We start from the raw sequence: 14707 nt of genomic DNA on the forward strand, positions 1-14707 counted from the left end.
GGGGCCAGGGGACAGACGCTCCCGGCAAACGCCAGCAGGCCCGCCCCGGCCACTGCAAGCCATTCGCAAAAGGAGTCACTGCATGAGCGATTCGTTCTCCACCCGCAGCCAGTTGGACGTGGGCGGCAAGACCTACGCCTATTACAGCCTGCCCAAGCTGGGCCAGCGCTTCGACATCTCCCGCCTGCCCTACTCGATGAAGATCCTGCTGGAGAACCTGCTCCGGAACGAGGACGGCGGCATCACCGTCGGCAAGGAGCACATCGAGGCGGTGGCCAAGTGGGATCCCAAGGCCGAGCCCGACACCGAGATCGCGTTCATGCCCGCGCGCGTGGTGCTGCAGGACTTCACCGGCGTGCCCTGCGTGGTCGACCTCGCGGCGATGCGCGACGCGGTGGTCAAGCTCGGCGGCGCGGCCGGCCAGATCAACCCGCAGATTCCCTCCGAGCTGGTGATCGACCACTCGGTGCAGGTCGACGTGTTCGGCAAGCCCGACGCGCTCGACCTCAACGGCCAGATCGAGTTCCAGCGCAACAAGGAGCGCTACGGCTTCCTGCGCTGGGGCCAGAAGGCCTTCGACAACTTCAAGGTGGTACCGCCGAACACCGGCATCGTCCACCAGGTCAACCTGGAGAACCTGGCCCGCGTGGTGATGACCGCGGAGAAGGACGGCCAGGCCATCGCCTATCCCGACACCGTGTTCGGCACCGACTCGCACACCACGATGATCAACGGCATCGGCGTGCTCGGCTGGGGCGTCGGCGGCATCGAGGCGGAAGCCGCCATGCTCGGCCAGCCGTCCTCGATGCTGATCCCGCAGGTGGTCGGCTTCAAGCTCACCGGCAAGCTGCCCGAGGGCGCCACCGCCACCGACCTGGTGCTGACCGTCACCCAGATGCTGCGCAAGCTCGGCGTGGTCGGCAAGTTCGTCGAGTTCTACGGCGACGGCCTGCAGCACCTGCCGCTGGCCGACCGCGCCACCATCGGCAACATGGCCCCGGAATACGGCGCCACCTGCGGCATCTTCCCGATCGACGCCGAGTCGCTTAGCTACCTGCGCCTGTCCGGCCGCAGCGAGGAGCAGATCGCGCTGGTCGAGGCCTACGCCAAGGCGCAGGGCCTGTGGCACGAGCCGGGCAGCCCGCATGCGCAGTACAGCGCCACGCTGGAGCTGGACATGGGCGACGTGCGCCCGTCGCTGGCCGGCCCCAAGCGCCCGCAGGACCGCGTGCTGCTCGAGGACGTGCAGAAGAACTACCGCGAGGCGCTGGCGGGGCTCACCGCCAACCGCGACAAGCGCAGCGACGACGTCGGCCGGTTCGTCGCCGAGGGCGGCGGCGCGGCGGTCGGCAACGAGCAGCTCGCCAAGGGCTATGCCGACATCGAGATCGAGGGCAAGAAGGTAAGGCTCAAGGACGGCGCCGTGGTGATCGCCGCGATCACCTCGTGCACCAACACCTCCAACCCGGCGGTGATGATCGGTGCCGGCCTGCTGGCCCGCAACGCCGCGGCCAGGGGCCTGAACCGCCAGCCGTGGGTGAAGACCTCGCTGGGGCCGGGCTCGCGCGTGGTCACCGACTACCTGCAGAAGGCCGGCGTCCTCGACGACCTGGAGAAGGTCGGCTTCTACGTGGTCGGCTACGGCTGCACCACCTGCATCGGCAACTCCGGCCCGCTGCCCACCGAGGTCAGCGCGGGCATCGCCATGGGCGACCTGGTGGTGACCTCGGTGCTGTCCGGCAACCGCAACTTCGAGGGCCGCGTGCACCCCGAGGTCAAGATGAACTACCTGGCCTCCCCGCCGCTGGTGGTCGCCTACGCGCTGGCCGGCACCACCGACATCGACCTGACCCGCGAGCCGCTCGGCACCGGCAGCGACGGCCAGCCGGTGTACCTGAGGGACATCTGGCCCAGCAACAAGGAGATCGGCGACGTCATCGCCGCCACCATCGGGCCGGAGATGTTCAAGCAGAACTACGCCGACGTGTTCAAGGGCGACACCCGCTGGAATACCATCGCCTCGCCCGACGGCGAACTGTACGAGTGGGATGCGGCCTCCACCTACATCAAGAACCCGCCCTACTTCGAAGGCATGACCATGCAGGTGGGCCACGTCGACGACGTGCACGGCGCGCGCGTGCTGGGCCTGTTCGGCGACTCGATCACCACCGACCACATCTCCCCGGCTGGCAACATCAAGAAGGACTCCCCGGCGGGCCGCTTCCTGCAGTCGCGCGGCGTGCAGCCGGCCGACTTCAACAGCTACGGCAGCCGGCGCGGCAACGACGACGTCATGGTGCGCGGCACCTTCGCCAACATCCGCATCAAGAACCTGATGTTCGGCGGCGAGGAAGGCGGCAACACCCTGTACTTCGGCAGCACGCCGCCGGAGAAGATGTCGATCTACGACGCGGCCATGAAGTACAAGGCCGACGGCGTGCCGCTGGTGGTGATCGCCGGCAAGGAATACGGCACCGGCTCCTCGCGCGACTGGGCGGCCAAGGGCACCAACCTGCTCGGGGTCAAGGCCGTGATCGCCGAGAGCTTCGAGCGCATCCACCGCTCCAACCTGGTCGGCATGGGCGTGCTGCCGTTGCAGTTCCTGGACGGCCAGAACGCGCAGTCCCTGGGCCTGGACGGTTCGGAGGTCTTCGACGTCACCGGCCTGCAGGACGGCGCGAGCAAGCGCGCCAGGGTGACGGCGAGGAAGGCCGACGGCACCACCAAGGAATTCGAAGTCAAGGTGCTGCTGCTGACCCCGAAGGAAGTGGAGTACTTCAAGCACGGCGGCCTGCTGCAGTACGTGCTGCGCCAGCTGGCGTCGAAGAAGGCGGCCTAGCCGTCCCGCTGCTGCGGGAGCGGCTCCGGCCGCGACGGGCCTTCCCGGCAAAGCCCGTCGCGACCGGAGCCGTTCCCGCGTCGCCGGCCGGTTTCCCCGCTTCGCCTTTTCCATTCGGGACGGTATCCTGCCCGCCAGAGCGCCGGGACGTTTCCGGTGCGACCAACATCCCTGGAGGGGGGCAGAATGTCTCAGGCGCGTCCTTGGCTGCAGAGCTATCCGGCGGGAGTGCCCGCGGAAATCGATGTCCACGAGTTCCGGACGGTCGCGGACGTCTTCGCATCGTCCGTCGCCAAGTACCGCGATCGCCCGGCCTACACCAGCTTCGGCAAGACCCTGACCTACGGCGAGACCGACGCGCTGGCGACCCGGTTCGCCGCCTACCTGCTGGGCGAACTGAAGCTCAAGAAGGGCGACCGCGTCGCGGTGATGATGCCCAACTGCCTGCAGTACCCGGTCGCCACCTTCGGCATCCTCAAGGCCGGCCTGACGGTGGTGAACGTCAACCCGCTCTATACCGCCCGCGAGCTCAGGCACCAGTTGGTCGACTCCGGCGCCTGCGTGCTGGTCGCCATCGACAACTTCGGCAACACCGTGGCCGAGTCGCTGGAAGGCACGGCGGTCCGCCAGGTGATCACGACCGGCCTGGGCGACATGCTCGGCTTCCCCAAGGGCAACCTGGTCAACTTCGTCGTCAAGTACGTCAAGAAGCTGGTGCCGGAGTACCGGATCGCCGGCGCCATCCGCTTCCGCGAAGCGCTCTCGCTCGGCAGCCGGCACGCGTTGCCGTCGCTGGACGTCTCCAGCGACGACATCGCCTTCCTGCAGTACACGGGCGGCACCACCGGCGTGGCCAAGGGCGCGATGCTGACCCACCGCAACCTGGTCGCGAACATGCAGCAGGCGCACACCTGGGTCGCCTCCGACGGCAAGCTGCAGGAAGGCCAGGAGACGGTGGTCACCGCGCTGCCGCTGTACCACATCTTCGCGCTCACCGCGAACTGCCTGGTCTTCATGAAGCTCGGCGGCTGCAACCACCTGATCAGCAATCCGCGCGACATGCCCGGCTTCGTCAAGGAGCTCAAGGGCATCCGCTTCAGCGCCATCACCGGCGTCAACACCCTGTTCAACGGCCTGCTCAACACCCCCGGCTTCGAGCAGCTCGACTTCTCCTCGCTGAAGATGACCCTGGGCGGCGGCATGGCCGTGCAGCGTTCGGTCGCCGAGCGCTGGAAGAAAGTCACCGGCTGCACCCTCGTCGAAGCCTACGGCCTGACCGAGACCTCGCCGGCGGCCTGCATCAACCCGCCCGACCTGCCCGAGTACAACGGCTCCATCGGCCTGCCGGTCCCCTCCACCGATGCCTGCATCAAGGACGACGCCGGCAACCAGTTGCCGGCAGGCGAGACCGGCGAGCTGTGCATCAAGGGACCCCAGGTCATGAAGGGCTACTGGCACCGTCCCGAGGAGACCGCCAAGGCCATCGATGCCGACGGCTGGCTGCACACCGGCGACATCGCCCGGATGGACGAGAAAGGCTTCTTCTACATCGTCGACCGCAAGAAGGACATGATCCTGGTGTCCGGTTTCAACGTTTATCCCAACGAGATCGAGGACGTCATCGCGATGATGCCCGGCGTCGCCGAGGTGGCGGCGGTCGGCGTCCCCGACGAGAAGTCCGGCGAGGTGGTCAAGGTCGTCATCGTCAAGAAGGACCCGAACCTGACCGCCGAGCAGGTCAAGGAACACGCCCGTGCCAACCTGACCGGCTACAAGCACCCGCGGATCGTCGAATTCCGCAAGGAGCTGCCCAAGACCAACGTCGGCAAGATCCTGAGGCGGGAGCTGCGGGACGCGCCAAAATCCTGACGCGACAAGCATCCCGCCCCCCGCTGGGGCTGCCAGGACGCCCGCTGACCTATGGTCCAGCGGGCGTTTTGGTTTTACGCGCATAGAATCGGAGGCGTCGGCGCATCTCCCTCTCACGCTCCCATTTCTCCGTCCGCAACGCGGCCGGCCGGACGGTCATCACGGAGAATCTCATGTCAGCAGTCCATCCGTTTCCCATCGCACACAGCCACGACACGCTGCGCGTCATCGAAGAAGCCGAACGCGACGTCTATTGGATCCACATGCACGCCAACCTGGCGATCGAGCAAGGACGGCCCTGCTTTTCGTCGCGCCTGGTTAACGACATCGTCGATTATCAGCAGCAACTGAGCCGAAAGCTCGCCTCCTCCGGCGCGGTCTCGCCCCATGTGGTATTGGCCTCGGACAGCGACGTGTTCAATCTCGGCGGAGACCTGGATCTCTTTTGCCGCCTGATCAAAGCGGGTGACCGCGAGCGCCTGCTCGACTACGCCCAGCGCTGCGTAAGGGGCGTACATACCTTCCATGCGGGGCTCGGAGTGCGCGCTCACAGCATCGCCCTGGTCCAAGGGAACGCATTGGGTGGCGGCTTCGAGGCCGCATTGAGCTGCCATACCATCGTGGCCGAGGAAGGCGTCATGATGGGCCTGCCGGAGGTGCTGTTCGACCTGTTCCCGGGCATGGGCGCCTATTCGTTCATGTGCCAACGCGTCAGCCCGCGGCTCGCCGAACGCATCATGCTCGAGGGCAACCTCTATAGCGCCGAGCAGCTCAAAGAGATGGGGCTGGTCGACGTCGTCGTCCCCCGCGGGCAAGGCATTGCTGCGGTGGAACAGGTGATCCGCGACAGCCGCCGGATTCCGCACGCGTGGGCCGCGATGCAGCAAGTCCGCAAGGCGACCACCGAGGTGCCGATCGAGGAGATGATGCGGATCACCGAGATATGGGTGGATACGGCCATGCAGCTCGGCGATAAATCATTGCGCACGATGGAACGACTGGTGCGGGCGCAAACTCGTCGCAGCGGCGGCGATATCGCCTAAATCAAGTATCTATGAACCAGGGGTGCACTCGTCGTCGCGTATTCGTCGGGAAATCGAACGGGCTTCGAGTGCGGCCTTTCCCTGTACAAGTTGGTCTTGAAGCACCGCATAGTGGGCCTCCCAGTCCGCCTTGAGCTGCCAGTCGGCCAGCCACATCATCTCGCCGGCGGCAGTCGCCACCCGGACCAGGCCGAGGTTGCTGGCGACACCGCGCAATGCATGCGCATGCTCACGCAACCCGTCCCATCGGTGCTGCCCTCCGCTTTCATTGATGCCTGCCATGCAGTTCTGCGCATCGCTAAGGCACTGCCTGATGAACTGCTCCTCGAAAGCGTCTCCCATGCCGAGCTCGGCAAGCTCATCCAACACGCCGGGATCGAGTACGCCATCGACAACTGGCGCCGCGGCCGTGACGATTGCACGATTGCCATTGGGAACGAAACGCCCATCCGCTGCGATATCCGCCAGGATATCGAGCAGGCGGGCGGCCACGACCGGCTTGGCAAGGAAAGCATAGGCGCCTGCCTGCTCGCAGGCCCGGATCGAATCCGGGGTAACGTCGGCACTGAGCACCATCACCGGAACATAAGGCATGCCGGATGCCTGCAGCACTCTCAGCTGCTTAAGCATGTCCAGGCCGCTCATGCCCGGCATATGCAGGTCAACGATCACCGCGTCGTACTGCGACCTATCCAGCTGATCCAAGACCTCTTCGGCGCCGTTTACGCAAACACCCTTGTGCCCAGCCTTCTCCAGCAAGCGGTGCAGCACCATGCGATTGGCCTCGTGATCGTCGGCGACCAGAATCCGCATGCTTCGCACCCGCGCGCGATGACGCAGGAACGGGTTGGAGAAAGCGATCACATTGGACGCTTCATCCATCTTCGTATCGCTTGCAGCAACCGGCGGGCTGACGGGGTCGCCCAACTCGAGCGGAAGCTCAAACCAGAACAGGGTCCCCCGCACTGGGTTGTCATGGAAACCGATCTGGCCGCCCATGGATTCGACCAGGCCCTTGGCAATTGTCGTGCCTAGACCGGTACCTTCATGCCGCCTTGCCAGGCCCACGTCGGCCTGCTCAAACGCATCGAACAGCCGCGGGCGAAGATCGTTCGGGATGCCGATACCGGTATCGATGATCTCGAAACGGATGACGACTCCCTCGCGACCCTGCGGCGACAGTTGGGTCAAGCGCAGCTGTACATAGCCTTCATCCGTGAACTTGACCGCATTGCCGACCAGATTCAAAAGTATCTGGCGCAAATGACCGGGGTCACCAAACAACCGATCCGGTATCTCCTGGCCAATATCGACTCGATAATTCAGCCCCTTCTTGCGCGCCTGAGGCTGCAGGATCATCCCGATCGCATCGATCAGTTCCCGTAGCGAGAAATTTTCCTTGTCGACACGGACCTTGCCCGCCTCGATCGCGGAGATGTCCAGCACCTCCTCGACAAGCGACAACAGGCTTCTCGCCGAAGCCTGGATGGTATTGAGGCATTCGCGTTGCTCCGCGTCCAGCGGCGTGGTGGCGAGCACCTCCGTCATCCCCGACAAGCCGTTGAGGGGCGTGCGGAACTCGTGGCTCATGTTTGCCAGAAAGCGGCTCTTGGCCTCATTGGCATGGCGAGCCTCGCTGACCGCGCGCGTGAGAGCATGCAACAGCGAATCGAAGTACAGCGGGATTGCCGCCAGGCCTATCAGCAAGCCCCATGCGAGGTACTGGTTCCGCTGCCAATAGGGTGAAATCAGGATCGCCGCGAGAAAGGAAGCACATCCCATCGCTGTGGCTATGCGCAAGTAATGGTTGCCGTAGCGCATCCCATTTCCGATCGTCACCCACATGCATACCGCGTACAGCGGCGCAGCAGGCTCCCCCTGGATGGCCATCACGGCCCCCATGCAGCCGTAATCGGTAAGCATCCCGATGGCACGCCGGGTCGCCGACGCGTGGGGCTTAAGCAGAATGGCCACGGCCAATGACAATGCCACCGACAATTCAAAAATCAGGATCAGCCATGTCGCCAGCAGGGTGTCGTCATGGTCCTGATGGAAGTAATGCCATCCCAGGTAGGCGATGAACAATGTCGTGATGATGATGCGGATGAAATTCTGCGCATGCTCGCTATCCGGCCGCTTGGCCAGCCTGCGCCGCACCACATCAAGTACCGCGACCATCACCTCACGCTCCCGGCCGTTCCGAGGCCTTGGAGAACTTCTCGCAGATCCGCTCCAGCGCGGGACGGGAACGCACCAGCGCGTCGACGCAGCGCGGGTCGAACAGCCGGCCGCGCTGCGCATACAGGTACGCCAGGGTCGCGTCCATGGTCCATGCCTCCTTGTAGGGACGCGGAGACAGCAGCGCGTCGCAGACGTCCGCGACGGCCACGACGCGCGCCTCGAGCGGGATCGCCTCGCCGATCAGTCCGTCTGGATAGCCGCTGCCGTCGTAGCGCTCGTGGTGCCGCAGCGCGATCAGGGCCGCGACCTGGATGAAGCGGTTCTGGCTGCCGCTGAGCAATTCGTAGCCGATCCGCGGGTGCCGGCGCATGACCGCCATCTCGTCCTCGGTCAACTTGCCCTGCTTGAGCAGCACCGCGTCGGGGATCGCGATCTTGCCGATGTCGTGCAAGGGCGCGGCCATCTCGATCAGGCGCACCTCGTCCTCCGACAGGCCCATCTGCTCGGCGATGAGGCCGGCGATATGCGCCATCCGCTCCAGGTAGGCGCTGGTGCCGGCATCGCGGTACTCGATCGCGCGCGCCAGGCGCGACAGCGTCTCGCGCTCGCGTTCCTCGACCTCGTTGATGCTGGCCAGCAATCGTTGCTCCAGCGACAGCGCCCGTTGCTTGATGCTCTCGCTCTGCTGGCGCAACTGCAGCAGGTTGGTGCAGCGGGCGCGCAGTTCGCGGGGGCGGATCGGCTTGACCAGGAAGTCGATCACGCCGGCCTCCAGCGCCGCCTGCCGCACCGGTTCGTCGCCGACCACGGTGATCAGGATGATGGGGATGTCGCGGTGGCTCGGCAGCCGGCGCAACCGGCGCGCGAATTCCAGCCCGTCCATCGCTGGCATGCGGTAGTCCAGCAGGAGCAGGTCGACCCGGCCGCTCTCGCACCAGGAAAGCGCGGCCAGGGGATCGCCGAAGTCGTACACCCGCAGCTCCGGGGCGATGTCCTCGATGACGTGCCGCAGCATCGTGCGCGCTGAGGTCTGGTCATCGACGATCACGATGTTCAAACCGGCATCCGTCCTGGTGTGCCACGAAGGATGCGCGGCAACCGGAGCGCCGCGAGCATGAACTGCCGTATCAGGCATGACCATTCCCTCCAATCAGGAGCATAGGCCCGGGCGCCGGCCGTAGCGGGACGGCCACCCCGGGGCCGCCATGCCAAGCATAGGCAGGAAACGGGGCGACAGCATAGAGCGCTGCCGCCTCCCGGGTCAGTTTTCGGGACGCATGTAGGGAAACAGCAGCACGTCGCGGATCGAGGTGCTGCCGGTCAGCAGCATCACCAGGCGGTCGATGCCGATGCCCAGGCCGCCGGTGGGCGCCATGCCGTACTCCAGCGCACGGATGTAGTCGGCGTCGAAGTGCATGGCCTCGTCGTCGCCTCCCTCCTTCGCCTCGACCTGCTTCTGGAAACGGGCGGCCTGGTCCTCGGGATCGTTGAGCTCGGAGAAGCCGTTGGCGAACTCCTTGCCGTTGACGAACAGCTCGAAGCGGTCGGTATAGCCCGGTTCGGTATCGCTGGCGCGCGCCAGCGGCGAAACCTCGACCGGATGGTCGGTGATGAAGGTCGGCTGCACCAGGGTGTGCTCGACCGTGGCCTCGAAGATCTCCAGCAGCAGCTTGCCCCAGCCGTAGGACGGCTTGACCTTGATCTTCAGGCGCTCGCAATGGCGCAGCAGCGCATCGCGGTCGGTGCAGTCGGCCTCGGAGATCTCCGGGTTGTGGTGGCGAACCGCCTCGTCCATGCGCCAACGGCGGAACGCCGGGCCCAGGTCGATCTTCGCGCCGTCCCACTCCACCTCGGCGGTGCCGAGCACGGACTGCGCGGCATCGCGGATCACGCTCTCGGTCAGGTCCATCACCTCGTGGTACGTGGCGTAGGCCTCGTACAGCTCGAGCATGGTGAATTCCGGGTTGTGGCGGGTGGAGACGCCCTCGTTGCGGAAATTGCGGTTGATCTCGTAGACGCGCTCCAGCCCGCCGACCACCAGCCGCTTGAGGTACAGCTCCGGCGCCACGCGCAGGTACAGCTGCAGGTCCAGCGCGTTGTGGTGGGTGATGAACGGCTTGGCCGTCGCGCCGCCGGGGATGTAGTGCATCATCGGCGTCTCGACCTCCAGGAAGCCGCGCGCGTCCAGCCACGAGCGGATCGCGCGGATGATCTTGGAGCGCTTGATGAAGACCTCGCGCGCTTCCGGGGTGACGATCAGGTCGACGTAGCGCTGGCGATAGCGCTGCTCCACGTCCGATAGCCCGTGCCACTTGTCGGGCAGCGGACGCAGCGACTTGGTCAGCAGGCGCAGCCTGGCCGCCTTCACCGACAGCTCGCCGGTGCGGGTGCGGGTCAGGCCGCCCTCGACCGCGATGATGTCGCCCACGTCCCAGCCCTTGAACGCATCGTAGGCCTCGCCCAGCGCGTTGGCCTGCAGGAACACCTGAATACGGCCGGACTCGTCCTGGATCTGGGCGAAGCTGGCCTTGCCCATCACCCGCTTGGCCATCAGCCGGCCGGCCAGCTTCACGTGGCGGTCCAGCCCTTCCAGCGCCTCGGCGGTCCAGGCCCCGGGGTCGCCGAACTCGGCCTGCAGGTCGCCGGCGAACTGCTCGCGCTTGAAATCGTTCGGATAGGCGATGCCCTGCTCGCGCAACGCCTTGAGTTTCGCGCGGCGCTCGGCGATCAGGCTGTTCTCGTCGGCAGGCGTGGGCGTGGCGGTCTGGTCGGTCATGGCGGGATGTTCGGTAACGGGGGGATTTCCGCGGGAGGGACTCCGGTCCCTCCCGCAAGGGGGTGGCGACGGATTATGCGTCCACGCGCTTGGCGCCGGCCTCCAGGCCGGCCTTCAGGCTGGCCTCGACGAATTCGTCCAGGTCGCCGTCGAGCACCTTCTGGGTATCGCTGCGCTCGATGCCGGTGCGCAGGTCCTTGATCCGGCTCTGGTCCAGCACGTAGTTACGGATCTGGCTGCCCCAGCCGATGTCGGACTTGGACGCTTCCAGCGCGTCCTTCTCGGCGTTGCGCTTCTGCAGCTCGATTTCGTACAGCTTGGCCTTCAGCATCTTCATCGCGCGGTCGCGGTTGGCATGCTGGCTGCGCTCGGTCTGGCAGGCCACCACCACGCCCGAGGGCACGTGGGTGATGCGCACCGCCGACTCGGTCTTGTTGACGTGCTGGCCGCCGGCGCCGCTGGAGCGGTACACGTCGGTCTTCAGGTCGGCCGGATTGATCTCGATGTCGATGTCGTCGTCGACCTCGGGCGAGACGAACACCGAGGTGAAGCTGGTGTGGCGGCGGTTGTCCGAATCGAACGGGCTCTTGCGCACCAGCCGGTGCACGCCGATCTCGGTCTTCAGCCAGCCATAGGCGAAATCGCCTTCCACGCGGAACGTGGCCGACTTGATGCCCGCCACTTCGCCGCCGGAGACTTCCAGCAGCTCGGTCTTCCAGCCGCGGCCTTCGGCCCAGCGCAGGTACATGCGCAGCAGCATTTCGGCCCAGTCCTGCGCCTCGGTGCCGCCGGCGCCGGCCTGGATGTCGACGAACGCGTTGGCGCCGTCCATCTTGCCGGAGAACATGCGCTGGAACTCCAGCTTCTCGACTTGGGACTGGTACTTGTCCAGGTCGGCGACCACCGCCTGCGCGGTGTCCTCGTCCTGCTCGCTTTCGGCCAGGTCCAGCAGTTCCCCGCTCTCGGCCAGGCCGTCCAGCACCGAGGCGATGCCGCCCACGGTCTTGTCCAGCAGCGAACGTTCGCGGCCGAGCTGCTGGGCGTATTCGGGGTTGTTCCAGATATCGGGGCTTTCCAGCTCCCGGGTCACTTCTTCGAGACGCTCTTTCTTGGCGTCGTAGTCAAAGATACCCCCTGAGCGAGACCACGCGATCGTTCAGATCGGCGATTCGCTGGCGGATCGGATTGGTTTCGATCATGTCGGTATTCCTGCAGACAAGAGCGCAATTGTAGCAAGCGCCCTATCCGGGCGCAGCGCGGGCGGGTGCCGGCCCGACGGGATCGCAGCGCTGCGCGCTGCCTTCGCTGGTCAGCGATGTCGAGCCGCGGGCACCGAGCCGCATCAAGCCGGTTCGCAATGCTCCACGATCAGCTGGATCGCCTCGCCGCCGCGATAGTCGTCGCCGACCAGCCTGTAGGCGAGCCGGACGCGGCGGCCGGGTTCACGCCCGGACCAGCCGTTGAAGTGGATCGCGTTCAACGGCTCCGCCCGGCCCGGGCATCGCAGGTTCAGCTTGAGGTGGCGCTCCTTCAACAGGCGCCACTGCGCCACCTCGAACTCGCCGTCGAACAACGGCTCCGGGAATCCCTGCCCCCACGGCCCGGCCATCCGCAGCGCTTCGGCATGGGCGTAGTCCAGTTCGTGCGGCGCCAGCTCGCCGTCGCTGTGCAGCTCGGCCTGCAGCAAGGCGCGGTCGAGGCTGGTTTCGAGGTGCGCCAGCAGCGCCGTCTCGAAGGCGGGCAACGCATCGCGCGACAAGCTCAACCCGGCCGCCATGGCATGGCCGCCGAACTTGCCGATCAAGCCTGGGCATGCGGCATCCACCGCGGCCAGCGCATCGCGGATGTGCAGGCCGGGGATCGAGCGGGCCGAACCGCGCAGTTGGTCGCTCCCGGGCTCGGCCGGGGCGAAGGCGATCACCGGTCGGTGCAGGCGATCCTTCATCCTCGAAGCCACCAGCCCGACCACGCCGGGATGCCATTCGGCATCGAACAGGCAGGCCGCCAGGGGCGGCGAGCCATCGCCGGCCGCCAGCAACGCGCGCGCGACCGCGGACTCGGCGTCGTCGGTCATCAACTGCTGGACGGCACGCCGCTCGGCGTTGATCTCCTCGAGCATCGCGGCGATCTCGCGCGCCTGCGTGGCGTCTTCGGTCAGCAACAGCTCGATGCCGAGCGCCATGTCTTCCAGCCGGCCCGCGGCGTTCAGGCGCGGCCCCAGCGCATAGCCGATGTCGCTGGCGGTCAGCCGCGAAGCGTCGCGGCCGCTGGCCTCGATCAGCGCCCGCAGCCCGACGCAACCCTGCCCTTGCCGGAGGCGGCGCAATCCCGCGGCGACCAACGCGCGGTTGTTGACGTCCAGCGCCACCAGGTCGGCGACCGTGCCGACGGCCACCAGGTCGAGCAGCACCGACAGGTCCGGCCCATTGCCGGCGAACGCCCCCGACTCGCGCAGGCGCGCGCGCAGCGCCATCAAGACGTAGAAGATCACGCCGACGCCCGCCAGCGCCTTGCTGGGAAAGCCATCGCCGTCGAGATTGGGATCGACGATGACATCGGCCGGCGGGAGCCGCTCGCCCGGGAGATGATGGTCGGTCACCAGCACCTTCCAGCCCAGTGCCTTGGCCGCGGCGACGCCCGCGTGGCAGGCCACGCCGTGATCGACCGTGACCAGCAGGTCCGGGCGCAGCGGCGCCAGTTCTTCAACCAGCGCCGGCGACAGGCCATAGCCGTGCACGATGCGGTTCGGCACCGCGTGCATCACCTCGGCGGCGCCCAGCAGGCGCAAACCGCGGACCGCGACGGCGCAGGCGGTCGCGCCGTCGCAATCGAAATCGCCCACCACCAGGATGCGGCGCCCGGCGCCGATGGCATCCGCCAGCAGGTCCACCGCCCGGTCGATGTTGGCCAGGCCGGCGGGGGCATGCAGCTGCGCCAGCCGCGGCTGCGCCTGCTCCAGGCACACCGCCCCGCGCGCGGCGTACAGGCGCCGCAACAACGGCAGCATCCCGTCGGGCCAGTTCCCGGGTTCCCCGGGCGGCCGCCGCACGATCCGCAATGGACGATTCATCCGGCGAGCTGGAGCAAAGGCTTGCGCCAGAACCGCCAGCGATGGCGTCGTTCCAGCGCGAACTGCGCGCCGTCCTGGAAATCGAGCAGCAGCCGGTCCAGCTCGCCGCGCCGCATGGCGGCGAGCAGCGGCGCGATCACGTCGGTGGAGAACTGTTCGAGCGAGCGCAGCTGGCGCAGGTCGATCAGCGCGTCGACCTGCCGCTCGCCCTCGGCATCGGTGCCGCTGGCCTTGGCCAACGCCCTCAGCAGCGATTCGCGGCTGCGGACCTGAGCATGCGGGGAACTGACGGCCTGCGGATACACGCCGCCGCCCCAGAACCACAGCGAGTTGATCGCCGGCTTGCCGCGGGCGGAGCGCTCGCGGTTCCACGGATGCTGGTGCAGCAGGACCTGGGCCTCGGTCAGCAACGCGCGCCAGCGGCGGCCGTGCTCCCCTTCCGGCAGGTGGTCGAACAGGTCGTCGCCGAGCACCTCGCCCGGCTCGTCGAAGTTCGGCAGCCTCGCCTCGGGCGACAGCCGCAGGTACCAGCGCGACGGCACCGGCGCATCCAGCAGGAAGCCGGCATCGCCGAACATCGGCTTGAGCGACGGCAGCAAGGCGGCGACGTCGTCCTGGTCCAGGCCGAGCGCCTCGCCATACGCCATCATCCGCGCGCCCTGCATGTCGGGCACCACGTAGGCGGGGTCAGCGCGCACCCAGGTGGCCCCGGAGGCGTCGCCGACGTCCAGCTGGCGGGTGAGCGCCGCGACCGGCCAGTGCCCGGGCACCAGCCGGAAGTGGCGGCGCAGCTGCGGCGTTTCCCCGCTCTCGCGCGTATCGCGATCGGCGTGCCCGAGCGCGCGCGCGACCGGGTCGGCCAGCGCGGCACCGGCCAGCCGCCCGCGTTCCGGCAACAGCAGCGTCGCCGTGGTCACCAGGGGCCCCGG

Annotated in this window: 9 protein-coding genes; 3 read left to right on the forward strand and 6 right to left on the reverse strand. The window is 67.0% G+C overall.

Annotated elements, in window-relative coordinates; genetic code table 11:
- Positions 1–82: 82 nt before the first annotated feature.
- The 3 genes from acnA (at position 83) to FD678_RS08985 (ending at position 5751) form a co-directional block, all read left to right on the forward strand.
- On the forward strand, positions 83–2839 hold the full coding sequence (gene acnA, locus FD678_RS08975; protein WP_140721599.1) for an aconitate hydratase AcnA: 2757 nt from the start codon (positions 83–85) through the stop codon (positions 2837–2839).
- A gap of 186 nt (positions 2840–3025) precedes the next feature.
- Positions 3026–4708: a long-chain fatty acid--CoA ligase gene (locus tag FD678_RS08980; protein WP_140721602.1), complete on the forward strand. Its 1683-nt coding sequence runs from the start codon at positions 3026–3028 to the stop codon at positions 4706–4708.
- A gap of 173 nt (positions 4709–4881) precedes the next feature.
- Positions 4882–5751 (forward strand): crotonase/enoyl-CoA hydratase family protein, encoded by an 870-nt coding sequence (locus FD678_RS08985; protein WP_140721605.1) that lies wholly within the window; start codon positions 4882–4884, stop codon positions 5749–5751.
- Positions 5752–5760: 9 nt separating this feature from the next.
- Here FD678_RS08985 and FD678_RS08990 read toward each other — a convergent pair whose 3' ends face one another.
- From FD678_RS08990 to FD678_RS09015, 6 genes are all read right to left on the reverse strand, one after another.
- Complete coding sequence (locus tag FD678_RS08990; RefSeq protein ID WP_140721989.1) at positions 5761–7929, reverse strand: ATP-binding protein; 2169 nt, start codon at positions 7927–7929, stop codon at positions 5761–5763.
- 4 nt (positions 7930–7933) lie between these two features.
- The gene (locus FD678_RS08995) at positions 7934–8980 is read right to left on the reverse strand and encodes a response regulator (RefSeq protein WP_256661898.1); all 1047 of its coding nucleotides are present in this window, start codon (positions 8978–8980) and stop codon (positions 7934–7936) included.
- Positions 8981–9193: 213 nt separating this feature from the next.
- Positions 9194–10708 carry a lysine--tRNA ligase gene (gene lysS, locus FD678_RS09000; RefSeq protein WP_140721611.1) on the reverse strand — a complete coding sequence of 505 codons (1515 nt, stop codon included), beginning with the start codon at positions 10706–10708 and terminating at the stop codon, positions 9194–9196.
- Positions 10709–10781: 73 nt separating this feature from the next.
- Positions 10782–11907, reverse strand: a protein-coding gene (gene prfB / locus FD678_RS09005) for a peptide chain release factor 2 (protein WP_140721615.1) whose coding sequence is annotated in 2 segments (ribosomal slippage) — positions 10782–11831 and positions 11833–11907 — 1125 coding nt in all. Because the reading frame shifts where the segments join, the coding sequence is not laid out codon by codon here.
- A gap of 143 nt (positions 11908–12050) precedes the next feature.
- Positions 12051–13766 carry a single-stranded-DNA-specific exonuclease RecJ gene (gene recJ / locus FD678_RS09010; RefSeq protein ID WP_372237527.1) on the reverse strand — a complete coding sequence of 572 codons (1716 nt, stop codon included), beginning with the start codon at positions 13764–13766 and terminating at the stop codon, positions 12051–12053.
- 8 nt (positions 13767–13774) lie between these two features.
- Positions 13775–14695: a phosphoglycerate mutase gene (locus tag FD678_RS09015; RefSeq protein ID WP_140721622.1), complete on the reverse strand. Its 921-nt coding sequence runs from the start codon at positions 14693–14695 to the stop codon at positions 13775–13777.
- Positions 14696–14707: the final 12 nt, after the last annotated feature.

This window comes from Pseudomonas sp. Hp2 (genome assembly GCF_006386585.1).
In the GTDB taxonomy this organism is placed as follows: domain Bacteria; phylum Pseudomonadota; class Gammaproteobacteria; order Xanthomonadales; family Xanthomonadaceae; genus Pseudomonas_S; species Pseudomonas_S boreopolis.